This window comes from Amycolatopsis sp. NBC_00438 (genome assembly GCF_036026695.1).
GTDB lineage: Bacteria > Actinomycetota > Actinomycetes > Mycobacteriales > Pseudonocardiaceae > Amycolatopsis.
The window spans coordinates 4,296,820-4,320,304 of sequence record NZ_CP107923.1 but is presented as its reverse complement, the minus strand read 5'-3'; the positions used below and the strand labels follow the sequence as shown (position 1 = coordinate 4,320,304).

The 23,485-nt window shown below is 71.9% G+C and carries 21 protein-coding genes; 9 read left to right on the top strand and 12 right to left on the bottom strand.

All coding sequences use genetic code 11. From position 1 onward, the window contains the following. Window positions 1-119: 119 nt before the first annotated feature. From OG494_RS18960 to OG494_RS18945, 4 genes are all read right to left on the bottom strand, one after another. Window positions 120-1,439 (bottom strand): NAD(P)/FAD-dependent oxidoreductase, encoded by a 1,320-nt coding sequence (locus tag OG494_RS18960; RefSeq protein ID WP_328457497.1) that lies wholly within the window; start codon window positions 1,437-1,439, stop codon window positions 120-122. Next, window positions 1,436-1,993: a PadR family transcriptional regulator gene (locus OG494_RS18955; RefSeq protein ID WP_326948185.1), complete on the bottom strand. Its 558-nt coding sequence runs from the start codon at window positions 1,991-1,993 to the stop codon at window positions 1,436-1,438. The genes OG494_RS18960 and OG494_RS18955 overlap by 4 nt, the downstream gene beginning before the upstream one ends. Before the next feature lie 62 nt (window positions 1,994-2,055). Beyond that, window positions 2,056-2,268 (bottom strand): hypothetical protein, encoded by a 213-nt coding sequence (locus OG494_RS18950; RefSeq protein ID WP_328457484.1) that lies wholly within the window; start codon window positions 2,266-2,268, stop codon window positions 2,056-2,058. 188 nt (window positions 2,269-2,456) lie between these two features. Further along, the gene (locus OG494_RS18945) at window positions 2,457-3,530 is read right to left on the bottom strand and encodes a zinc-binding alcohol dehydrogenase family protein (RefSeq protein WP_328457482.1); all 1,074 of its coding nucleotides are present in this window, start codon (window positions 3,528-3,530) and stop codon (window positions 2,457-2,459) included. 82 nt (window positions 3,531-3,612) lie between these two features. On the opposite strand from OG494_RS18945, the gene OG494_RS18940 reads away from it, so the two are divergent. Then, window positions 3,613-4,407: a helix-turn-helix transcriptional regulator gene (locus tag OG494_RS18940; protein WP_328457480.1), complete on the top strand. Its 795-nt coding sequence runs from the start codon at window positions 3,613-3,615 to the stop codon at window positions 4,405-4,407. Here the strand turns inward: OG494_RS18940 and OG494_RS18935 are convergent. Beyond that, window positions 4,368-4,964 carry a TetR/AcrR family transcriptional regulator gene (locus OG494_RS18935; protein WP_328457478.1) on the bottom strand — a complete coding sequence of 199 codons (597 nt, stop codon included), beginning with the start codon at window positions 4,962-4,964 and terminating at the stop codon, window positions 4,368-4,370. The genes OG494_RS18940 and OG494_RS18935 overlap by 40 nt on opposite strands. Before the next feature lie 70 nt (window positions 4,965-5,034). On the opposite strand from OG494_RS18935, the gene OG494_RS18930 reads away from it, so the two are divergent. The 7 genes from OG494_RS18930 to OG494_RS18900 all read left to right on the top strand — a co-directional run bounded on the left by OG494_RS18930 (window position 5,035) and on the right by OG494_RS18900 (window position 13,017). Continuing rightward, a complete protein-coding gene (locus tag OG494_RS18930; RefSeq protein ID WP_328457476.1) occupies window positions 5,035-6,042 on the top strand; it encodes a hypothetical protein in 1,008 nt (335 codons plus the stop codon). A gap of 180 nt (window positions 6,043-6,222) precedes the next feature. Next, window positions 6,223-7,536: an alpha/beta hydrolase gene (locus OG494_RS18925; protein ID WP_328457474.1), complete on the top strand. Its 1,314-nt coding sequence runs from the start codon at window positions 6,223-6,225 to the stop codon at window positions 7,534-7,536. Between the two features lie 149 nt (window positions 7,537-7,685). Continuing rightward, window positions 7,686-8,819: an adenosylhomocysteinase gene (locus tag OG494_RS18920; RefSeq protein WP_328457471.1), complete on the top strand. Its 1,134-nt coding sequence runs from the start codon at window positions 7,686-7,688 to the stop codon at window positions 8,817-8,819. Window positions 8,820-8,897: 78 nt separating this feature from the next. After that, a complete protein-coding gene (locus OG494_RS18915; RefSeq protein ID WP_328457469.1) occupies window positions 8,898-9,770 on the top strand; it encodes an LLM class F420-dependent oxidoreductase in 873 nt (290 codons plus the stop codon). Between the two features lie 316 nt (window positions 9,771-10,086). Beyond that, complete coding sequence (locus tag OG494_RS18910) at window positions 10,087-10,689, top strand: TetR/AcrR family transcriptional regulator (RefSeq protein WP_328457467.1); 603 nt, start codon at window positions 10,087-10,089, stop codon at window positions 10,687-10,689. Window positions 10,690-10,813: 124 nt separating this feature from the next. Then, window positions 10,814-12,217 carry a hypothetical protein gene (locus tag OG494_RS18905; RefSeq protein WP_328457465.1) on the top strand — a complete coding sequence of 468 codons (1,404 nt, stop codon included), beginning with the start codon at window positions 10,814-10,816 and terminating at the stop codon, window positions 12,215-12,217. A 146-nt stretch (window positions 12,218-12,363) separates the two neighbouring features. Continuing rightward, complete coding sequence (locus OG494_RS18900) at window positions 12,364-13,017, top strand: GTP pyrophosphokinase (protein WP_326951492.1); 654 nt, start codon at window positions 12,364-12,366, stop codon at window positions 13,015-13,017. 3 nt (window positions 13,018-13,020) lie between these two features. Here OG494_RS18900 and OG494_RS18895 read toward each other — a convergent pair whose 3' ends face one another. From OG494_RS18895 to OG494_RS18885, 3 genes are all read right to left on the bottom strand, one after another. Further along, entirely contained in the window at window positions 13,021-13,419 is a 399-nt protein-coding gene (locus OG494_RS18895; RefSeq protein ID WP_328457463.1) for a hypothetical protein, read from the bottom strand. Then, window positions 13,416-14,096, bottom strand: coding sequence for a hypothetical protein (locus OG494_RS18890; RefSeq protein WP_328457461.1), 681 nt, complete (start codon window positions 14,094-14,096; stop codon window positions 13,416-13,418). The genes OG494_RS18895 and OG494_RS18890 overlap by 4 nt, the downstream gene beginning before the upstream one ends. 108 nt (window positions 14,097-14,204) lie before the next feature. Continuing rightward, window positions 14,205-14,858 (bottom strand): DUF998 domain-containing protein, encoded by a 654-nt coding sequence (locus OG494_RS18885; RefSeq protein ID WP_328457459.1) that lies wholly within the window; start codon window positions 14,856-14,858, stop codon window positions 14,205-14,207. Window positions 14,859-15,068: 210 nt separating this feature from the next. Here OG494_RS18885 and OG494_RS18880 point away from each other — a divergent pair, with 210 nt between their 5' ends. Beyond that, entirely contained in the window at window positions 15,069-17,528 is a 2,460-nt protein-coding gene (locus OG494_RS18880; RefSeq protein WP_328458972.1) for a M14 family zinc carboxypeptidase, read from the top strand. Between the two features lie 56 nt (window positions 17,529-17,584). Here OG494_RS18880 and OG494_RS18875 read toward each other — a convergent pair whose 3' ends face one another. From OG494_RS18875 to OG494_RS18860, 4 genes are all read right to left on the bottom strand, one after another. Then, window positions 17,585-18,190: a LysE family translocator gene (locus OG494_RS18875; protein ID WP_328457457.1), complete on the bottom strand. Its 606-nt coding sequence runs from the start codon at window positions 18,188-18,190 to the stop codon at window positions 17,585-17,587. Then, window positions 18,187-19,281, bottom strand: a complete 1,095-nt coding sequence (locus tag OG494_RS18870) for a J domain-containing protein (RefSeq protein WP_328457455.1) — start codon at window positions 19,279-19,281, stop codon at window positions 18,187-18,189. The genes OG494_RS18875 and OG494_RS18870 overlap by 4 nt, the downstream gene beginning before the upstream one ends. A gap of 447 nt (window positions 19,282-19,728) precedes the next feature. Then, window positions 19,729-21,312, bottom strand: coding sequence for an AMP-binding protein (locus OG494_RS18865; RefSeq protein ID WP_328457453.1), 1,584 nt, complete (start codon window positions 21,310-21,312; stop codon window positions 19,729-19,731). A gap of 858 nt (window positions 21,313-22,170) precedes the next feature. Next, entirely contained in the window at window positions 22,171-23,448 is a 1,278-nt protein-coding gene (locus OG494_RS18860) for a low temperature requirement protein A (RefSeq protein WP_328457451.1), read from the bottom strand. Window positions 23,449-23,485: the final 37 nt, after the last annotated feature.

Here is a 23,485-nt window from a genome sequence, read left to right as displayed (position 1 = left end):
CTTTGAATCATGAAGTGGATCACAATGGTGAATCGGTAACCTACCAGCCAGTAGCAATGAAGTACAGAGTCGTACACCATTCGGGGTCGAGCCCAGGTGACCTGCGGCTACGGGGAAGTTCAGACCAGGGCGGCGCTCGCGGCGGGGAGATCGTCGGTCCACTCGTCGGTGAAGCTGCTCCGCTTCACGGCCGGGACGGCGGAGCACACCCGGAGCCAGGTCTTCATCCCCTGGCGGGCGAGGACGTTGTCCGAGGTGAACCGGTCGGCGAACGAGCGTGAGGTGTGCACGGCTTCGAAGCCGTAGGCCAGCATCCGGCGCTCGTACTCGCCGACCGCGTCGGTCAGCCCGGCTTCGCCGCGGTGCACGGCCTTGAGCTGGTGGGCCAGCAGGGCCGCGTCCCGGAGCGCGGTGTTGGCGCCCAGGCCCATCACGGGGGTCATGTTGTGCACGGCGTCGCCGATGAGCGTCACCGGGCCGCTCGGCCAGGGCTCGACCGGGGTGGCGGACTTGAACGCGATCGCGTGCACGCCCGCCGGGTCGGAGCCGGTGACCAGCCGGCGCAGGTCCGGGTGCCAGCCGCGGATGTGCTCGGCCACGACGTTCTGCAACGCGGGCCCGGGCAGCGACTCCACGTCGGCCGGATAACCGGCGCGTCTCGCCGCGAACGCCCAGAGCACGTAGTCCTGGACGTCGTCGAGGAGATCGGTGCCGGTCAAGCCGAACGCCGTCAGGTCGATGCCGTCGCCGACTGCTTCCGCGGTGCGGGTCCGGCCGTCGAAGACCGCGGTGAACAGGAAACTGCCGGCCGGTGGCAGCACGATGTTCATCCCGCCGCGGATCCGCGACGGCAGCCAGGCGCGGGTCTCGTCGGTCAGGGCCAGCCGTCCGGCCACGCCCACCGCGCCGGTCGGCACCCGGTGCGCGTGCGGCAGGAGCTGGGCGCGCACCCGGGAGTTGGCGCCGTCCGCACCGATCAGCACATCGCCGGTCGCGGTGGCGCCACCGGCGAAGTGTGCCGTCACGGTGCCGTCCGGGTTGGTCTCGTAACGCTCGAACGTCCGTCCGAAGTGGACGTTCTCGCCCAGGCCGGCCAGCAGCAGCCGGCGCAACGCGATCCGGCTGACCGCGCGGTGGTCGCCGGTCCCGCCGGTCATCAGCTCCTCCTCCACGAAGAGCAGCTCACGCAGGCGGTGGGTCTGGAAGCTCAGGCCCGCGCCCGGATCGCCGGCGGTGGCGGCGAAGGCGTCCCACAGTGGGCCCGGCAGGCAGCGGCGCAGGGCGCGGCAGCCGAACCGGTTGAGGTGGATGCGGTAGCCCTGCAGCCAGTCGGCTGCCTCGCTGTTGCGCTCGTGGACCTGGACGTCGACGCCGGCCGCGGTGAGGGACTGGGCCATCGCAAGCCCGCCGATCCCGCCGCCGATGATCAGTGCTCTCATGTCTGTTCTCCCCGGTTGGCCAGCAGATCCGTCAGTTTGTCCAGCACCCGGTCGTGCCAGGTCACCTCGGCTTCGAGGCGGATGAGCACGTGGTCGAACCCCAGCGGCTCCAGGCCGTCGAGGTAGGGCCCCGCGTGTTCCTGAAGGTGTTTCCAGGACGCGAGTTCCGCGACGAGCGCGGCCCGGCGGTCCTCGACCAGCGCCCGCAGCGTCGCCTCGTCGAGGTCCTCGGTGTAGGCCAGCGCCAGGTCGACCGGATCCGGGCGCAGCTTGGTGGTGGTGAGGATGGTGTGGCGCAGCACGGAAAGCTCGCGCCGGCCCTCCTCGGTGATCGTGTAGACCGTGCGTTCGGGCATGTTCCCCACGCGTTCGGTGCGCAGTGCCTCGATGACGCCCTCGTCCGCCATCCGCCGCAGCGCGCCGTAGAGCGAGCCGGGTTTGACGTCCGCCCAGAGCTCGGTGCGGTCGACCTGCGCCGCCCGCCGGATCTGGTGCCCGTGCATCGGACCGCCCCGCGCCAAGGCGCCGAGGATGAACAACCGAACTGCTCCCATGTGAGTACTCAAACACGAGTACTAGGGTCTAGTCAAACGCGAGTAGTCCGCGCGGGGTCGACTCAGAGCGAGCCGAGCAGCTGGGCGATCTCGTCCGCCGGATACGGCGTCTTCCGGCTTTCGCCGTGCAACGCGAAGTAGAAGTCGTCGACGACGGCTCTCGGCCGGGCGGGAGACGACCGGCACGACGACGCTGCGCGCGCACGGCATCCCCGCGCTGGCGGCCGGATGAACATCGTCGAGACGCTCGGAGGGCGCGTCTGGTCGTTCTTCATGCGTGAGTGGGACGACTTCGCGACGCCGGAGCGGAGCCGCCGACCGGCGGTCGCCGCGTCTCGTGCTCGAGGACGGCACCGTCGTCGGTCCCCATCGCCAACGCGTCACCTGCGGCACTTCGCGGTCGAGTTCCGGAACTGGATCCTCGGCGCGGCCGCCGCGCAGTCCGGTCAGGCCCCGACGGCCCTCACGGCCGGATGACGGTAAGGGCGAACCGCGCCTGCTCCTTCGCCGCGTGGCCCACGGCGTCGGCGATGTCGTCGAGGCCGAACTCCGTGACGGCGAACCCGCCCAGGTCGAGCAGGCCGGCGCGGGTCAGCGCGATCAGGCTGCTGTTCGCCTCGCGCGGGGCCAGCCACTGGCCGCGCACGGTGATGTTGTTGCGCATCAGCCACGGGTAGGGCAACGCGAGGTCGTCGCCGCCGAGCATGCCGACGCCGCCCATCAGCACGACCCGGCCGTACTCGCGCACCGTCATGGCCGCGGTCCGGGTGACGGCCGCTCCCGCCGATGGCGGCAGCAGGTCGAGGACCACGTCGATCGGGCCGGGCGCCGCGGCTCGCATGCGCGCGGTGTCGTCGTCCCCGGTGAGCCGGACCGTCCGGATGCGCGCGCCGAACCGGCGTTCCAGGTCGGCCAGCGCGTCGGTGTTGCGGCCCGGCGCGACCACGCAGGCCGCGCCCATCGCGAGGGCGACCGCCACGCCCGCGCTGCCGAAGTTTCCGGTCGCGCCGCTGACCAGCACCGTTTCGCCCGGCTGGAGCTGGGCCGCGAGCAGGCCGCCGTACGGCACGAGGCACAGGGAGAGTGCGGTCCACCGACCGGCGTCGGCCGCGTCGATGGGGCCGAGCGGGACGGCGTTCTCGGTCGGGACCATGAGCTGCTCGGCGTAGGCGCCGTGGCCGAAGTGGCGCTGCAGGAACAGGCCGCCTTCGCCGCGTGCGCTCAGCCCCTGCAGCGTGATGTCCGGCGTGCGCGCGTCGTCGCGGGAGCGGATCGTCGGGTCGCACAGCACCCAGTCGCCGGGCTTGAGCCGGGTCGCGTCCGGGCCGGTCGCGCGGACCCGGCCGACCGCGCCGGCGCCGGGCACGACCGGCAGTGTCAGCAGGTAGTTCCGCTCGCCGCGGAACACCTCCGCGGCGTAGGGCAGCACCGGCGCCGCGACGACGTCGACAACCACTTCACCGGTGCCCAGCACCGGGTCGGGCAGCTCGCGCACGGACGGCAACGTGCCGAATTCTTCGAGGACAGCAGCTCTCATGTGACCAGCCTCCGCGTTCCCGGAAGTCGTATCCAGGCCTGGTATCATCCTGGGATTCATCCGTGCTACCCGGAGGTCGTCGATGGCGGACGTGGCCCGCGCCGGGCTGGGGGAGTTCCTGCGGTCCCGGCGGGAACGGCTGAATCCGGCGACGCTCGGGCTACCGGACCGTCGACGCCGACGGACGCCCGGGTTGCGTCGCGAGGAGGTCGCCGAACTCGCCGGCATCGGCGTCGACTGGTACATCCGGCTCGAACAGGGCCGCACAGTCAGCCCGTCCACGGAGACGATCGAGGCGTTGGCCGGCGCTCTGCGGCTGGACGACGCGGAGCGCGTCCACCTGCGGGAACTGGCCCGCAACCCGGCGCGGACCGCGTTCACCCGCGAGTCGGTCCCCGACTCGACGCGAGGGCTGATCGAGAGCCTTTCGCAGCCCGCCTACGTCACGGGCCGCCGGTGGGACGTGCTGGTCTGGAACCGCGCGGCCGTCTCGCTGTTCACCGACTTCGCCAAGCTGCCCGAGGCGGACCGCAACGTGCTGGTGTTCCTGCTGCTCGACGAGCGGGGACGGCGGCTGTTCGGGCCCGGCTGGGCGGCACAGGCCGAGCACACGGTGGCGCAGTTCCACGCCGCGTACGACCTGTGGGCGCCGGACCCGGCGTTCACCGCGCTGGCCGGCCGCCTGCGCGCGGGCTGCCCCGAGTTCGCGGGCTGGTGGGAGCGCCACGACGTCGTCCACAGTGGACCCGGCCGGAAGACGTTGTACCGCCCGGAGCCGGTGGAGTACGAGTACGCGACGTTCCAGGCGAACGAGGACCCGGCGCTGCGGTTGACGCTCTACGCGCCGGCCCGGCGCCCGCGGACCAGCGGCAGGTAGACCTCGTCGACGATCTCCACGAGGACGTCGTCGTCCACTGTGGTCAGACCGTGCGTGAGGTATTCGTTGCGCAGCAAAGTGAGCGCGACCGTCGCGACGCGGGGGTGGAGTGACTCCGGCGGTGCTTCGCCGCGGCTCACCGCGCGTTCGAGGAGCGTGAGCCACGTGGCGGTGCCGCCGTCGCGGGCCTGCTCGTGCAGCTGGGCCAGCAGTTCGGGGTCGTCGCTCACACCGGCCAGCAGGCCGCGGAGGATCTGCGCCGCAGGGGAGGAGCGGTCGCAGTTGATGGCGCGCAGCAAGGCCAGCGCGTCGTCGCGGAGGCCGCCCGTGTCGGGCGGGCGCAGCTTGTCCTCGGCCAGGTGCCGGTAGGCGGCGACGCCGAGCGCGGCGCGGTTCGGCCAGCGGCGGTAGATCGTGTTCTTGTTGGTGCCGGCCCGCTGCGCGACGCGTTCTATGGTCAGGCCCGGGTAGCCGGCCTCGGCCAGCTCGTCCGCGGCGGCGCGCAGGATCGCGTCTTCCAGTTCGGCGCCGCGTCGCCGGGTCTTCGCTTCGGTCATCGGCACTCACCGTACCTTGTCGATAGGGTACGGTACGTACCGTACGCTATTTTTCCTGGAGGGCACCTCTATGCGAGCCAACGGCATCGGTTACGACACCGGAATGGCGGTCGGCGGCACCATCCGCCGTCCCTTCGAACCCGAGCTGGTCCGGCGGGAGCTGACGATCATCCGCGACGACCTGCACTGCACGGCCGTCCGCCTGTTCGGCACGGACCTGGACCGGATCGAGTTCGCCGCGCGGGAAGCGGCCGCCCTCGGGCTGGAGGTGTGGTTCTCGCCGTTCCCCTGGGACCGGCAGCCGGAGGAGATCCTCGAGCAGCTCGCCGACGGCGCCGAGCGGGCCGAGCGCCTCCGCGCGGCAGGTGCCGGGATCGTGTTCGTCACCGGCGCCGAGCTGAGCCTGTTCAACCACGGCTTCCTGCCGGGCGACAGCCTCCCGGAACGCACCGCGGGATTATTCGCGCGATCCCCGGAATCTCTGCGAGCGCTGGCCGGACTTCCCGCCCGGGTCAACGACTTCCTGGCCCGCGCGGTCGAGGTCGTCCGAGCGCGCTTCGGCGGCCGGATCACCTACGCGTCGGTGCCGCTGGAACGCGTCGACTGGACGCCGTTCGACATCGTCTCGGTCGACGCGCACCGCTCGAAGGAGGTCGAGCACATCTACCGGGAAGGCATCCGCACCCTGGTCGCGGCGGGCAAGCCGGTGGCCATCACGGAGTTCGGCTGCACGGCCTACCGCGGCGCGGCCGACCTCGGCGCCCGCAGCGGCGCGATCCTCGAATACGACGGCGACGTCCCGGTCCGGCTGAACGGCGACTACGTCCGCGACGAGGAGGAGCAGGCGAGGTACCTGCGCGAGCTGCTGGAGGTGTTCACGACGGAGGGCGTCGACGCGGCGTTCGCGTGCACTTTCGTCTGTTACGGCCTGGTGTACCGCCCGTCGCCCCGCGAAGACCTCGACATGGCGAGCTGGGGTGTGGTGAAGGTCCTGGAGGAAGGCTCGGGGGAGACGTACCCGGGCCTGCCGTGGGAACCGAAAGCCGCGTTCGGCGCACTCGCCGCCTGCTACGCATAACCCCCGCCTCGACAGTCCGCGAGAACGGGTCCGGCGCAAGCCGGCGTGTCGACCCCCCCAACCACACGTGATGCCGCTCCGATCACAGGCGATCCAAAGGGGCATTACCCGTGATCGAAGAGCCGACACGGTTCAGTGGTGCGGTGGCCGCCGCGCGCCGTCCGGGGTGACACTGGGGTCATGACAGCGGTCGACCGGCAGCGGGCACGTCCGCCGTCGGCGACCGCCCGGTACGACCCCACGCCACCCCTGCGACGCGGTGCGCTGCTGGTCACAGCCTCGCTGGCCGCCTTGAGCGGCGCGGTGACGACGGCCGCCGCGGTGCCCGCGCTCTGGCGGATCTGGCAGCTCTACGCCATGTTGTTCGGCGTCTTCGCGGCCGTCGAAATCGTCGCCGTGGCCGCCGTCGTCGGCTGGCCCACGCGCAAGACCGCCCGGTTCGCGGCCCTGACCGCGGCCGTGGCGCTCGCGCTGTGGGTGGTCAGCCGCCCGCTCGGGCTGCTGGCGCGGTTCGACCCGTGGCAGCCGGCGGACACGGTGGTCGGCTTCACCGACTACGTGGTCGCCGCGCTGCAGGTCATCGCCCTGTTCGGGCTGCTGGTGGTCGCCCGGCGGCGGGCGCACCCGCGGCCGTCCGCGCTGCGGCGCGTGTCGGCGTGGATCGTGCTGTTCCCCGTGCTCCTGCTGGTCCTCGCGACCGGCACGGCCGGGGCGGTCGCCGCGGGCGACGGCGTCACCGGCACGAACGCCTCGACCCTGCTCGACGGCGCTTCGGGCACGGTCGAGTACTGCCGCCCGGCCGGGATCCCCCTGGCCATGGACGTCTACCAGCCCAAGACGTCCGCGGCGCCCGCGCCGGTGGTGCTCTACCTGCACGGCGGCGGCCTGTTCCTCGGCAACCGCAAACCCGCGGGCCCGGGCGCGCTGCTCGACGGCCCGCGGTTCACCGCCGTCCGGGACGCGCTGACGGCCCGCGGCGTGGCGGTCGCCGCGATCGACTACCGGCTCGCGCCCGCCGCGCCGTGGCCGGCCGCGCTCACCGACGCCAAGTGCGCGGTCCGCTTCCTCACGGCCAACGCGACGGCGTTGCACCTCGACCCGGCCCGCATCGCGGCCTGGGGGATCGGCACGGGCGGCACCCTGGCGGCCCTCCTCGGCACGGCGCCGGGTTTCGACACCGGCCAGTACGCCGGGGTCCCCAGCACGGTCCACGCGGTGGCAGCGGTCGCCGCTCCGGCCGACTTCACGGATTTCACCGGCGTGGACGCGGTCACGCGCGCGTCGATCCTGCTCGCCCTGGGCCGGGCGCCGGCCACCTTGCGCGCGGCGAGCCCGCTGACCTACGCGGGCCCGGGCGCCCCGCCGTTCCTGCTCGCCGGCGGCCGGAAGTCGGCGGAGTACGCGAACCGCCTGCGCGCGGCGGGCGACCCGGTGACCACCGGCGACGGCGGGCCCGCCGAAGTGACGGACTTCCTGGTCACCGCCCTGCGCTGATAGCTTGACGACGTGAGCAGCGGACGGGAACTCGTGGCGCCGATCTTCGGCGACCACTCCTACCGCTGCGATTTCTACGGTTGACCGGTCCCGCTCCGGGCCCTTCGCACCGCCTCCGGCGGTGAACTTCGTCAACCGTAAGGAAAGCCATGACTCTGCCTGCCATCGGCTGGGCGCTCAAGCACATGCCGCTGACCGCCGCCGCCGTCGAGGACCACGAGGCGCTGCTCGCCGGGCGGCGGCTCGCGATGTGCCTGCACGTCGAGCCCAAGACCGGCGCGCTCGTCACGCTCCTGGCCCGCGCCGGGGTCGACGTCACCCTCACCGGCTCGCCCGGCACGACCCACGACGACGTCGCCGACGACCTGCGCGCGATCGGCGTGAAGGTGCACACCCGCCGCGCCGACGACGACGCCGACCACGCCCGCAACGTCGCGAAAGTCCTCGAAAGCGGGCCGGACCTCACCCTCGACAACGGCGCCGATCTCACCTTGTCGCGGCTCGAATCCGGGACGCCCGCGGACTATCTCGGCGGCACCGAGGAGACGACGACCGGGGGACTCCGGCTGCGGGAGCGGCCGCGCGGCGTCGCCCACCCCGTCGTCGTGATCAACGACTCGCGGCTGAAACTCCTGGTGGCGAACGAGTTCGGCGTCGGCCAGAGTGTCGTGCAGGGGTTTCTCAACGCCACCAACCTGATGGTGCCGGGGATGCGCGCCGCGGTGCTCGGGTACGGGCCGTGCGGCAAGGGTGTCGCGGACACCCTCGCGCGGCTCGGTGCGCGGGTCGCCGTGTGCGACACCGATCCGATGCGGGCGCTTCAGGCCATTTTGGACGGTCATCGCGTCGGAACCGCCGAGGAGGTGGTCGAAGACGCCCGAGCGGTCTTCACCGCGACCGGCGCTCCCGGCGTCGTCGGCGCGGCCGAGCTGGCCGCGCTGGCCGACGGCGCGGTGCTCGCCGGCGTCGGCCACTTCGCCTGGGAGATCGACGCCGAGGCGCTGCGGACGGCGACCGTGCGCACGATCGAGTACGGCGAACCCGGCCGTCGCACCGGGCACGTGCTGACCGATGGCCGCGAGATCGTCGTCCTCGACCACGGCCGGATGCTCAACCTGACCGCCGCCAACGGGAACTCCATCCAGGCCATGGATCTCGGCCTCACGCTGCAGGTGCGCAGCCTCGCGGCGGTGTGCGGCGGCGGGCTGGCCCCGGCGGTCCAGCCGGTCCCGGCGGCCGTCGAACGGCGGATCGCGACGGACCTGGTCGAACGGCTCCGCTGAAACCCGGGACTTGCCCTGGAGCGCGCTCCAGGTCCTAACGTGACGGGTACGCCGACCGCACGTCAGGAGAAAAGTCTCATGGAGCTCGGTTTTCACCTTCCCATCTTCGACATCGAAGGCGGGACGACCGCTATCGCGGGCGAGCTCGCCCGCGTGGGCACCGCGGCGGAGGAGGCCGGTGCGACCTGGTTGTCCTTCATGGACCACTACTTCCAGATCGAGCCGACCGGCCTCCCCGCCGAGTCCAACATGCTCGAGGGCTACACGACCCTCGGCTTCCTCGCCGCCCACACGTCCCGGATCGAGCTCGGCCTGCTCGTCACCGGCGTGACCTACCGCCACCCCGGCCTGCTCGCGAAGATCGTCACCACCCTCGACGTCCTCTCGGGCGGCCGGGCCGCGCTCGGGATCGGCGCCGCGTGGTTCGAGCGTGAGCACCACGGCATGGGCGTGCCGTACCCGCCGGTCGCCGAGCGCTTCGAGCGGCTGGAGGAGACCCTGCGCATCGCCGCGCAGATGTGGGACCCGGAGAACAACGGGCCGTTCGAAGGCAAGCACTACCAGCTGGCCGAGACGCTCTGCTCGCCGCAGCCGATCAACCGCCCCAAGGTGCTCATCGGCGGCAGCGGCGAGCGCAAGACCCTGCGGCTGGTGGCGCAGTACGGCGACGCCTGCAACCTCTTCGCGTCCTCGCCCGAGGACGTCGCGCACAAGCTGGACGTGCTGCGCGGGCACTGCGACACCGTCGGCCGCGACTACGACGAGATCCGCAAGACGATCCTCGCCAACAACCCGCGTCCGTCGCCGGAAACCCGCGACGACTTCGTCCGCAGCATGGCCGACTACGCGAAGCTCGGCATCCAGACGGCCATCATCACGCCGACCACGGGATCGCCGGCCGCCTGGATCGACGGCATGGCCCCGGCCGTGCCGCAGCTGGCGGAGTTCTAGCCCGGCATCCGCCGGTCCGCAGTCGTGCGCGGCACGACTTCGACGTCGAGCAGCGGGTTGAGCGTGTCACCCGCTGCTCGACCTCGCGCGCGGGGTGGATCACGCTGCGCGCGCCCAAGAGCAGCCTCGTCGGCACGCGGCTCGTCGTCGGTGAACAGCGCCGGCGGTGGTAAGTAGGCGGCCAGGTACCGCGTTCCGGTCTTCCGGTCCCTGAACTCCCCGACCGGTCAAACCCTCCCCAGGTTTATGGTGCAAGCGCACGATAACGGCGGGTACCCGCGACTGCCGAGCTGGTGGCCTGTGGGAGAGTGACCGCGTGCCGAAACGCGTCGACCATCAGCAGCGCCGGCGCGAAATCGCGGAAGCGCTGTACCGGATCGCCGCCACCCGGGGCCTGGCCGCTGTGACGCTGCGTGCGGTCGCCGCCGAGGCCGGGATCTCGATGAACCTGGTGCAGTACTACTTCCCGGCCAAGGAGGACATGCTCCGGTTCGCCTGGGAGCGGATGGCCGAGCTGAGCGCCGAGCGCGCCACGGGCGGGATCGTCGCGGCGCTCGGCACCGGCGACGAACGCGCGGTCGTGCGGGCGTACCTGGCCGGCGTGCTGCCGTCCGACGAGCGCAGCCGCACGCTCTGCGCGGTCCAGATCGCCTACTTCGCCGTCGACGTCACCCGCGGCAGCCGGCAGCCGGACCAGGAAGCCCTGCTGCCGCACCTGGTTCGAGGCCTCGCGGACCAGATCCGCTTGGCGCAGGGCAAGAACGGCGTCCCGGCGGACCTCGACGCCGAACGGGAAGCGGACACCCTCGCGACGATGGCCGCGGGCCTCGTCTCCGGCATCCTGGTCGGCGCCTACACGGACGAGCAGGCCGCGGCGCTCGTCGACTACCGGCTCGACCGGCTGTTCGGCGCGTCCTGAATCCCGTATCACGCCCCAGCGGGCTCCGCGGTTGTCCCGCCGCCGGCCCGGAATGTTCCGTGCTGCCGGACCGTCCCGGCGCGTCCTAGTTTCGGCTTCGACAGACGAAAAAGGGGGATCCACCATGAAAACGGGCAGATTCGCCCGGTCGGCTCGCGCTGCCTGCGTGCTGACCGCGGCGCTCACCATCGCCGCCGCCACACCCGCCGCCGCCGGCACCGGCCCGAACCTCGCGATCACGGTGGTCGCGGGGCAGGGCCGCTGGCTGCCGGGGGACACCGTCCCGATCGACCTGACGATCACCAACACCGGCGACGCGCCTGCCACCGACGTCTGGGCGGCCACCTCCCAGCAGTCCGGGCCGTACCTCTCGATCCCGGACCAGGCGTGGGGCGACCTGCAGTTCTCGGGCCCGCGCACGACGTTCGCGCCGGGGGAGACCCGGACCTACCACCTGCCCGCCACGGTCAGCTACAGCAACCCGGGCGATGCCGTGGTGGAGTTCGACGTGTTCGACACCGAAGACGTCGACTCGAACGACAACCGCACGGTGGTCACCGTCCCGGTGGTGCCGGCGGACACGATCGACCGCGTCGCCGGCCACGTCTACGGCGACCGCGACCGGGACGGGAAGCCGTCCCCGGGCGAAGACCTGGCCGGCGTCGAAGCCCACCTGATCGGCCGCGGTATGACGCACGACCTGGTCGCGGTCACCGACGCCGCCGGGCGGTTCGCGTTCGACGGGCTGCCGGTCGGGCCGGGCTACTCCCTGTACTTCGTGAAGGTGCCGGACAACTGGCAGCTGCCGTACCTGCCGCCGCTGCGGCTGGACGGCAGTGGTGCGAACACCGCCCTCGAGGTCCAGGGCGTCCGCCCGCTCAGCGAGAGCCTGACGGCGGCCATCGTGCTGGACAAGGCGAGTTACGCGGTCGGCGAGACCGCGAAGGCGACGGTCACCCTCACCAACACCGGCGACCGGCCGCTCACCGGCCTCTTCGCCGGCTGCGACCCGGGCGGTTTCGGCCGGGCGATCGCCGTCCCGAACGCCCAGTGGGGCGCCTTCGCCCCCGAGCACCCGGCCGGGCAGCTGGCGGTGGGGCAGCGGGTCGTCCTGACGGTGTCGGGCAAGGTGCCGCAGGCGGCCGGCTACTACGGCGTCACCGGTCTCGACTGCTACTTCGACGACGGCAAGACGCTGGGCGCCCCGTACGTGTTCACGAACGCCAAGGTGCCCGGGCTGAAGGCCGACGCCAAGGGCCAGGTGTGGGCCGACAAGAACCACAACGGCCGGGTCGACGCGGGGGAGGGCCTGGCGAAGACCAAGGTCGTGCTGACCGAGGACGGCGTCCACCCCGTCGCGATCACCCAGACCGACGCGCAGGGCGTCGCGACCTTCAAGCAGGTCGGCGTCGGGAACTACGTGCTCCGCGTGCTGGGCGGGTGGACGGCCGTGGGTGACACGACGGTCTACGTCGTGACGCCGCCGTACGGCTACGGCGACTGGAGCGTCGAGGTGGCTCCCCGCTGACGGCGTCCCGCCGGGCCCACGCGGGCCCGGCGGGCCCCACGATCCGGTGACCGGCGGGAACTCCGGCCCGTCGCCGCCCGTTGATCGGGTGAAGCGCAGTAATGTGATGCGCGGAAATGACCGACGACTCCTACGACGAGGGTTCAGTGACCACCGATCCGGCGGCCGAGCACGCTTCTTTGAGCGAGGCGGCCGAAGAGCTCGCCGTCGCCGGGCAGCTCCCGCGTTTCCTGCTGATGTACAAGTTCGCCATCGAAGAACTGATGACGAAACTGCGGATCCTCAGCGAGGAGTTCGACTTCGTCCACCGGCACGACCCGATCGAGCACATCACGAGCCGGGTCAAGCGGCCGGAGGCGATCAAGGAGAAGGTGCACCGCCGCGGCCTGGGCAGCGACTGGGTCTCCGCCGCCCGCGCGCTCGACGACATCGCCGGCATCCGCGTGGTCTGCCCGTTCGTCGACGACGTCTTCGCGGTGGCCCGCATGCTGACCGCCCAGGACGACGTCGAACTGCTGCGCACTAAGGACTACATCGCCCGCCCCAAGGCCAACGGCTACCGCAGCCTGCACCTGATCGTGCGCATCCCGGTATTCCTGTCCGACCGGGTCGAGAAGGTCAAGGTGGAGGTCCAGTTGCGCACCATCGCGATGGACTTCTGGGCGGCGGTCGAGCACAAGCTGTCGTACAAGTACCGCGACAGCGTCCCCCCGGACTTCGCGGGCGAACTGTCGGCGGCCGCTGCGACCGCGGCGGACTTGGACGCCCGGATGGCCGCATTGCACGAACGGATCCGCTAAGCGTTACTCCTTGTCCGGCGGAGTCCGCGGAGCGAACAGCGGCCCGGCGGCCCGCCCGGTGACGAAGATCGCCACGACCGACACCGCCCCGGCGCCGAGCGAGACGCCGGCTTCGACGGGCGCGCCGTGCCCGATGAACTGCACGGCGACGAGCGCGAAGACCACGAGCGCTCCGAAGCCGAGAAGCGCGGACGCCACGCGGAACCCGAACCACGCCCACTCCAACTTGCGCCGGTGCCGGTTCTCCGCCGTCTCGGCGTCGAAGCGCTGCTGCAACCGCAGTTCCACCAGGGCCAGGACGCGGTCGGCCGTATCGGGGTGGTCTTTGTACAGGTCGCGGACGTGGCCCAGCACCTGCATGCCGAGCCACTCGTCGGTCAGGGACGGCGCCTGCTCGGTCATGCCAGGCCCTCGCCCTCGCGAGTCATGGTCAGCACGACATCGAGTTCACGAAGCACGTCCCGCCCGGCGCCGGTGACGTCCCGGACTGCCACGATCGTCCGGTCAGCGGGGCGTGTCGGAGGTGTCGGCGCCGGTGTCGTCAGCCCGAGGAAGTGGAGCAGGCCGCGCCGTGGTGCACGGGAAGCGGGCGCGGGGGAGTGGCTGCGCAGCGCGGCTTCGAGGTTGGCGCGGGGTTCGGGAACATGTTCGGTTTCCAGCAGCCGCCGGAGCTTGCGGTACACGCGGACCCGATATGGGCCGATGCTGCCGACCGGAATCCGGAGTTCTTCGGCGACGGCGTCGTAGGTGCGGGACGAAGTCAAAGCCCTCAGGAACCGCTTCTCCCGGCTCGACAACGGTAAGCCGGGGCTGTCGTCTGGCGGGATCTGCTGCGCCGACCTTGGTTCGTGCCGCGACTTCGCCTGGGCCACCGCCACGATGAGCCAGTCCAGAACCGCGTCTTCGTTGTCGAAGCGTTCGATCTCCCGTGCGAGTTCCGCAGCGATGGCCTGGACGACAGCCCAGTCGTCGAGGCCGGAAGCCCGGACGACGACCCCGATGACGGGCCGGGCAGCGGCCAGTACCTCGGCTCGCGCCGCCGTGTCACCGCTGCGCACGGCAGCAAGCAGGGCGGCCATGCGCTCCCGCCCGGCCAGCTCGCGCGGCGTCAGGGACAGCTGCCCGGTTTCGTCCACCTCGTCACTGTCCACCGCCCGGCCGGAACCGGACAAGGGCCGGACCGGTGGTTACTCCCGTGAGCGCTCGCCCGCCGGCGCCAGCAACACGCCCAGCGCGATCAGCTCCGTCACCGCCATCCCGCGTTCCACCAGCCCCAGCGGGATCAGCGTCCACCACCGCCCGCCCTCGGCCGCGGCCACCACGACCGCGCCCAGGATCACCGCGAACCAGCCCAGGGACGCGATCGCCAGCACACGCGCGACCCACCGCCGGCCGGAGGACGCCGGGAACGCCGTGCGCGAAGCGATCAGCACCGCCAGCGGCAGCGCGACGAACGCCACCACGCTCGCGACGCGGTGCAGGGTGCCGCCGAAGTCCGAGCGGGAGACCGTCGCCCAGTCCGGCTTCGGGAACGCCACGATCACCAGCAGGCCGATCGTCCACAGTGCTCCCAGGATCGCCGCGGCCACGGGCAGCCGGCGTTGGCCGGCCAGCACCGCGAGCCCCGCGGCCGAGCCGGACGCCACCAGGACCACCGCGATGTCGAACACCCACTTGTGATCCGACAGGCCGTACTCGCTGATCGTGCGGCGGGTCGCGCTGATCTGGTCGGTCGGCGGGATGACCTGCAGCAACAGCACCATCGCGGCGCCCATCACGAGCGCGGCGACACCCGCCAGCGAGACCGCGACGGACGTCCGTCGCGCAGGGACCGTGACCATGAACCGACAGTAGCCGATCGGTGGTTGAACTCCCGGTGAAATGTCCTTTTGCGCGGCCGTCTGTGTGAAGAACGGGTGAAAGCAGTACGACTTACGGCGGTTACCCCGGCCGGTTTTCGTCCATTACGGTCACTCGCTACCGGTACGTCCTTACTGTGCCGGCCTCGGTCAAGGAGGTCTTTTCCCGTGGGGAATTCACCAAGACGGCTGGTGCTGCTGGCTTCGGCCATCGCGCTGGCCGGCACGTTCGTCGCGCTGCCGGCCGGCACCGCCGGCGCGGCGCAGAACATCCTGCGTGCCGACAAGTCGGTCGCCCGCTCGTGCTTCGCGAAACTGCAGCCCAAGGGTACTTCGGGCACCGATCGCCGCGACCTAACGTCCACTGTGGACGGTCTGGTCCAGGCCCGGCTGAAGGCGACGTCGGGCGCCGAGGGTGACTGGGACGTCGCCGTGTTCGACAAGGTGACCGGCGGTGTCGTCGCCGCTTCGACGGCGTTGCGGTCCCACGAACTCGCCGAAAGCTTCGTGAAGAAGGGTCAGCAGCTCGTCGTCCAGGGCTGCCGCTACGGCGGCTCGGCCGGCCAGGTCCAGCTCGGCGTCGACTTCCTGGCGCTGACCCCGCAGGGCACGCCGACCACCGCGCAGAAAGCGCAGCTGGTCCGCGTCGACACGCCGACGCGCGCCGACAAGAACAAGCTGACCGGCCTCGGCCTCGACGTCACCGAGAAGGGTGACGCGACCGGCGTCGAGGTCGTCCTCGCGAACGACTCCGACCGCAAGACCCTCAAGGACAGCGGCTTCACCTCGAAGGTGATCGACGCCGACCTGTCCGCGAAGTCGGTGCAGGACGCGAAGACCGACCGCCAGTACGCGGCGAAGACCGCCGCCTCGGCGCTGCCCTCCGGGCGCACCGCCTACCGGCACCTCTACGACTACAACTACGAGATGAAGGAGCTGGCCCGCAAGAACCCCGGCCTCGTCTCGGCGTTCACCATGCCGGAGTCGACCTGGGAAGGCCGCGACGTCGTCGGCGTCGAGATCGCCACCGACGTCAAGAACATCACCGACGGCAAGCCGGTGAACTTCACCATGGGCGTGCACCACGCCCGGGAGTGGCCGGCCGGCGAGCACGTCATGGAGTGGGCGTACGAGCTCATCAACGGCTACTCGCACGACCCCGCGATCCGCAGCCTGGTCGGCAAGACCCGCAACATCGTCGTGCCGATCATCAACCCGGACGGCTTCGAGATCTCCCGCGAAGCCGAGCCGAAGGGTGACTTCAGCCGCTTCGACTATGAAATGAAGCGCAAGAACTGCAACGTCAACGACTCGCCGCCGCAGTTCGCGACCGGCGTGTGCAAGGCCAACCCGGGCGGTCGGATCCGCGGCACCGACCCGAACCGCAACTACGGCGGCTTCTGGGGCGGCAACGGCGCCGAGGTGGCCTGGAGCGGTGACACCTTCCGCGGGTCCGCGCCGTTCAGCGAGCCCGAGGTCCGCAACGTGCGCTCGATCGTGTCCTCGCGCCAGGTGACCAACCTGATGACGATGCACACCGTCGCCGCGCTGGTGCTGCGTCCGCCGGGTGTGGCCGACGTCCGCCCGCCGCTCGAGGAGCCGGCCTACAAGGCCCTCGGCGACAAGATGGCGTCGCGCAACGGCTACACGAGCGAGCCGAGCTGGGCGCTCTACGACACCACCGGCACCACCGAAGACTGGTCGTACTGGGCCACCGGCGGCTGGGGCTTCACCATCGAGGTCGGCGGCAACGGCTTCCACGGCCCCTACGCCGACAGCGTGGTGGCGGAGTACGAAGGCCTCGCGCCGGCCACCGGCGCGGGCAAGGGCGGCAACCGCCAGGCGCTGCTGGACCAGCTGGGCAACGCCGCCGACCCGCAGCAGCACTCGACGCTGATCGGTTCGGCCCCGAAGGGTTACCAGCTCAAGCTGCACAAGACGTTCCAGACGCCGACGTCGCCGGTGATCCAGGCCGACGGCACCACCAAGCCGCCGATCTACTACACCGACGACCTGAACTCGAAGTTCACCACCACCGGTGGGCGGTTCGCGTGGTCGGTCAACCCGTCGACGCGCCCCTACGTCGCCGGCCGCTACGGGCGTGACCCGCAGGGCCCGGCGCAGCAGGGTTACGCGGTGACGAACCCGGCCGGGGTGCCGCCGATCAACCAGAACTACCCGGCCGACACCGCGGGTGACTCGTTCACCTTCCACGTCGACGGCCTGCCGAAGGTGGACAACGGGAAGTTCAGCGTCAACATCAACTGGGCCGGCACGTCGACCGACTGGGACCTGTTCATCTACGACTCGGCCGGCAACCTGGTCAGCTCGTCGGCGAACGGCGGCACGACGTCCGAGCACGCCGTGCTGTTCGACCCACCGGCCGGCGACTACAAGGCCGTGGTGGTCAACTACGACCAGGCCGACCCGAACGCCGTCGACGACTGGACCGGGGACGTCTCGTTCTCGTCGCCGATCCCGCCGACCTACGGCACGAAGGAGGCCTACCAGCTGACCTGCACGTCGCCGAAGGGCCAGCTCGTCGGTGTGGCGGACGTCTTCGCCGACCGCGGCCAGACGGTCGACGTCGGTGAAGTCTGCACCCGGTCCGCGCACGCGCAGAAGCAGCGCGCGTCGGGCGGCGTCCGGTAGTCCTCGAAGGTCCGTGAAGGCCTCCTTGAGGGACTCTGAGTCCCTCAAGGTGGCCTTCACGGCGTTACGGCCAGGGCGACACCGAGGACGACCAGGATCGTGCCCACGACGCGGTTCAGGGCCGGTTTCGCGTGTTCGTACCAGCGTTGGGTGGCCGGGGCCGAGAACAGCAGCGCCACTGACAGGTGCCAGACGGCCGACGCGGCGACGATCAGCGCGACCGCCGCGACCTTGATCCCCACCGGTTCGCTCGGCGGGAGCGTCGCGGTGAGCACGCTGCCGAAGAACGCGGCGGCCTTCGGGTTGGTCAGGTTGCTGACGACGCCCTGGCGGAACGCACTGCCGCGAGCCGCGGGCGGCGCGGATTCCGGTGCGCGGGCACGCAGCCACAGCCGGATCCCGAGCCACGCCAGGTAAGCGCCGCAGACGACGCGCAGAGCCGTGGCCAGCCACGGCGTGCGCGCCAGCACCGCACCCAGCCCGAAGACGGCGACTGCGGCCAGCAACCCGCCCGCGGCGACGACGCCGAGTGCGACCGACACCGCGGTGCGCCGGGTCCCGGCCGCCGCCGTGTGCGCGATGAGGACGAAGTTGGGGCCGGGGGAGACGGCCGCGGGGAGGTAGGCCAGCAGCACGGTGCCGAGGGTGGCAGCGGGGCTCACGCCGCCCGGCCGCCCCCGCCGACGACCTGGTCACGCATGGCTCGCAGCGCGTCGTGGTCCACAGTGGACGGTTCGGCGGCGAGCCATTCGCCGATCTCGTGCAGGAACGTCTCCGGCGTCATCGGCGGAGCGGGCAGATCGTCCGGGTCCGCTGTGGTCAGCTCGCCGCTGCGGCTCGGGTACACGATCATCGCGCCGCGCAGCGCGACGCCGGGCAGCAGGTCGCGGTAGGCGGCGAGGCTTTCGGCGAGCCGGCTGCCGCCGCCGCGGAACGGCCGCCCGTTGCGCAGCAGCCGGCCGTCCTCGGCGGTTTCGTAGTGCCCGGGCAGCCAGATCTTCGACTCGATGAGCACCAGCCGCTTCCCGCACAGCACGGCGTGGTCGACGTCGGCGAACACCGAGCCCGGCCAGGCGAGCCCGTGGAAGATCCGGGCGCCGGGCAGCCGGGTCAGGTAGGTCTCCAGGAGCTCGGCGGTGAGCCGCTCGGCCAGCTCGTCGCGCTCGGTGCCGGGAGCGCCGAAGACGGTGCGGCCGCCGAACTCCTCGGCGTAGGCGTCCCGGGCGCGGGACGCGCGCAGGTAGCCGCGGGCCAGCCGGTGCACCAGCAACGCGGTGCCGGCGGTGAGGATGAGCCAGACGACCAGCACCGGCGGCGAGAACTCGACCCCGCTGACCAGCGGCAGCAGCACCAGCACCATGCCGCCCACCGCGACGACGACGGGCGTGTGCCCGGGCCCGCGGCGCCGGCCGTGCCGCATCCGGGTGTCCTCGCCCGCGAAGTGCCACCAGGTCAGGTCTTCGGCGTCGAGGTCGGGCAGGTCGGGTACGAAGCCGGGCTCGTCGCCGAAGCGCCGCCGTGGCCGTGGCCGCACCGGGACCGGCACGACGGTGGCGCCGCCCGCGTCGTAGCGGTCGCGGCTGACGGGGTCGCTCAGGACGTCGTAGGCCTCGCGGAGCAGCCGGAACGTGCCGACCGTGCCGCCGGCGTCCGGGTGCATGGTCTTGGCGAGCCTGCGGTAGGCCGTCTTGACGTCGGACGCCGTGGCGTCACGGCGGACGCCGAGCACCTCGTAGTAGTCGACCTCGGGCACGCTGGCGTTCACCTCCGGATGGCTGCGCGAAGACTTTATGGGGTCGGGCCGCGGGGCCGGTCACCGCCTCCGCGGCGCGCCAGGGTGATGGTCCCGGAGGCCAGGTCAGGGCGGTGTCAGGAGTTTTACCGCTCGCCGTCTTCGCGGTCATCGGGGTGTGCTGCCGACGTTGCCGGGTGCGTGACGTGGCCCCGTCCGGGGCACGTGTCACGTTTCCGGTGCTCCATTAGTGTCCACTGAGGACTCTTTGTCGCTCGGAAGTGGCGTAACGGCGCGGTTTTGCCGGGCCGCGCTGACTTTGCGTAGCCGGAATCCACTCGATTGGACGCGAACAGGTGTTCGATTTTCTGGGTACGATGGTCACATGTCCCCGGTTCCCCACGAACGTGACGGGCCCACCGCCACCCCACCTCGGCAGCGGGCCCGTCACCCCGTTCACCGCCCGCATCACCCTTCGCGCAGCAGGAAGCGCTGGAGCTTGCCGCTCGCGTTGCGCGGCAGCGCGTCCACGAACCGCACCCGGCGCGGGTACTTGTACGGCGCGGCAACGGCTTTGGCGTGCTCCTGCAGGGCGTGCGCGAGGTCCGGCCCCGGCTCGGCACCCGGCCGGGGCACGACGAAGGCGGTCACCACCGACCCGCGCTCCGGGTCGGGGGTGCCGACCACCGCGCATTCGGCGACGTCCGGGTGGGTCAGCAGCACCTCTTCCACCTCGGGGGCGGCGATGTTGTAGCCGGAGGACACGATCATGTCGTCGCTGCGGGCGACGAACCGGAAGTAGCCGTCGGCGTCGCGGACGTAGGTGTCGCCGGTCAGGTTCCAGCCGTCGCGGACGTAGTCGGCCTGCCGGGGGTCGCCGAGGTAGCGGCAGCCGGTGGGGCCCTGCACGGCGAGCAGCCCCGGCGTCCCGTCGGGGACCGGGCGGCCGTCGAAGTCGAGCACGGTGGCGCGGAACCCGGGCACGACGGTGCCGGTCGAGCCCGGGCGGGCCGCGTCGTCGGCGGCGGAGATGAACACGTGCAGCATCTCCGTGCTGCCGATGCCGTCGATGAGGGGCCGTCCGACGACCTCCCGGTACTGCTCGGCCACGGCGGCTGGGAGCGCTTCGCCGGCGGACACGGCGCGCCGGACGCCGGCCAGCAGCGGGCCGTCGCCGGCACCGAGGATCGCGCGGTAGGCGGTTGGCGCGGTGAAAAGCACGGTCACCGCCTGCTCGGCGACGGTCGCGGCCAGCTCCTTCGGGGTGGCGCGCTCGAGCAGGAGCACGGACGCGCCGGCGTGCAAGGGGAAGACGAGGAGGCCGCCGAGGCCGAAGGTGAACGCGAGGGGAGGGGTGCCGCAGAACAGGTCGTCCGCGGTCGGTTTGAGGACGTGCCGGGAGAATGTGTCGGCGATGGCGAGCAGGTCGCGGTGGAAGTGCATGGTCGCTTTCGGTGACCCGGTGGTGCCGGAGGTGAAGGCGAGCAATCCGACGTCGTCGGCGGCCGTCGGCACGTCGTCGAAGGTCGCCGGGTGCCGTGCGCAGCGTCCGGCCAGGTCGGTGCCGTAGGCGACCACCGGCAGATCGGGCGGCAGCTCGTCGAGCAGGCGCTCGTCGCACAGGGCGACGGTGGGCGCCGCGCGTTCGACGATCTTGTCGAGCTCGCCGCGGCGCAGCATCGGCATGGTCGTGACGGCGACCGCCCCGGCCTTGAGCACGCCCAGCCAGCACGCCGCGAGCCACGGCGTGTTGCTCCCGCGCAGCAGCACGCGGTTGCCGGGCACGACGCCGAGATCGGCGGTGAGCACGTGCGCGATCCGGTTGGCGCGCGCGAGCACGTCCCCGTAGGTCCACGTCTCGCGCGGCGACCGCAGGCACGGCCGATCCGGCCCGAGCCGCGCGACGGTGTGGTCGAGCAGCACGGTGGCGGCGTTGAGCCGGTCGGGATAACGCAGCTCCGGCAGGTCGAACACGAGCCGCGGCCACTGCGCCTCGGGCGGCAGCCGATCGCGGCAGAACGAGTCGGTGTGAGCGCTGGGAGAAAGCGGCATCACGGCTCCTCGGGTCGGAACGACCTGCACCAGGAGAAAAGTAGCACTCGTTGCGACCGTCGAGAAGACGCAATGTCGCATCGTTGACGGCGGCGACAAGAAGGCGATGCCACTGAGTTCACCGGGGACCGCGCACAGTGATCGCGCTGGGGAACGCCGGGCCAACCCCGACGTGCGGGTCGGGTTCGTGAGGGCTGCGGCGAGCCGGGCGGCGGACATCAGGACCGTGTGGCGGGTCGGCCCCCGCTGCGCGGGGTGGGTCAGCCGGACCTCGTCGGGCTGTTCGCCGCCGAGCTGAGGCACGCCAGCGGCGATGAGGCGCGCCCGGCGAGGGCACGTCGACGGCGGCGAGGTGCGCCCGGCGAGGGCACGTCGACGGCGGCGAGGTGCGCCCGGCGAAGGCACGTCGGCGGCGGCGAGGTGCGCGTCCGGCGAGGGCACGCCCGCGGCGATGAGGCGCGCATGGCTCGCGCGAGCTACGGCGACAAAACGGGGCGGTGGCCGCCGCTTCGCGCCCACGGCCGGCGTGAGTCGTAACCACCGCGATCACCGCCGGCAGCGATCGCGACTGCGTCCGGTGCCCCAGCGCCCGATGCCCGATGCCCGGCGTCCGAGCCCTGTGCCCTGTGCCCAGCGCCTGGTGCCTGGTGCCTGGTGCCACTGCACCTGGCATCCCTCGCCCTCGCCCGGCGTCCCTCGCCCAGCGCCCACGTCACGCAGCGGGCGGCCTGAGAGACCCGCGATGAGCACGACTGGGGCGCCCTCGCCCGAACAGGCGAGGCGATCGTCGACCGCGCTCGCCGGCCGCCCAACCCGGGCCGCCGGTCGGGCCACCCGACCCGGGGCCGCCCGTCGGCGTCAGGCCTCCGGGTCGCGTTCCGAGGTGCGGAAGAAGGACGCCGGGTTGTCCGAGAGGTCCTCGAGCACTCCGTTGCGGACTCTCGCCGAGACGGCGGCGCTGCCGACGGCCCACACCGCGATCACCGCCACCACGGCGGGCGCCGAAAGCACGTGGCGCAGCAGGGCGAGGTTCACGGTGGCGGCGAGGGCCGCGAACTGGAGCAGGTTCATGTACCACTTCCGGGGCTGCGTCGAGAACACCCGTGTGCCCATGAGGTACGCCGTCAGGCCGGCCGTGATGAACCACGCGCCGGCGACCGGCGGGGACTCGTGCAGCGAAAGGTCCACGCCGGCCGCGACGAGCAGCAGCGAGAACGCCGGGAGCAGGTGCCCGCCCGCGTACAGGAAGTAGGCCAGCGCAGGGTTGCCGCCGGAAAGTCCGAGCATGCGCTCGTAGATCTCCGCCGCCGACGTGAAATACACCCACCACAGCGCGCCGGCGAGCACCAGGCCGCCGATCAGGGCGAGCCAGTAGCCGAGGTCGTCGTCCGGGCGATCGAGCGCCGCGCCGCCGACCGTGATCACGAGCTCGCCGAGCAGCAGGATCATGAAGAGCCCGAACCGCTCGGACAGGTGCCCCGGATCGACCGCCCGGCCGGGGTTGCCCGACTGCGCGAGCAGCGAGCGCATCTTCGCGGCCCGCGACGGCCGGGGCGTGTCGTGGCCGCCGCGGCGGCCACGCCGCCGCTGGCCGCCGTCGTCCAGCAGCAGGAAGCCCGCTTCCTGGACCAGCGCGAACGCCCACAGCACGAACACCCACGGCCGCGGGGTGAACGCCGAGAGGGTGAACAGGACCGCCGACGCCGTGTAACCCCAGGTGATCTTGCGGACCCCGGCCTTGCCCCGGCCGGACCACCAGTGCGCCGCGGCCAGGATCAGGCGGACACCCGCCAGCGCTCCCGCGAAGCCCGCCGGGTGCCCGTCGAAGGCGTGGTGCGCCTGGGTGGCCGCGATCGCGCACGGCACGGTCCCGGCGAGCACGAACAGCCGGTCGGCGACGCGGGTGTCGTCGCCGACGCGGTTGTAGAGCAGCGCGAAGCCGATCCACGTCCACCAGAGCGTCGCGAACAGGCCCAGCGCGGCGGCGACGTGCGCCCACTCCGGCTCGGCGACGATCGCGTGCGTCACCTGGCTGACGGCGAACACGAAGATCAGGTCGAAGTACAGCTCGACCCACCCGACGCGCCTGCCGCGCCCGGCGGTGTCCTGCTCTTCGGTCACAGCTTGCTCGGTCACAGCCGAGATTGTGCACTGCGCCTCGGATAAGGTGCGA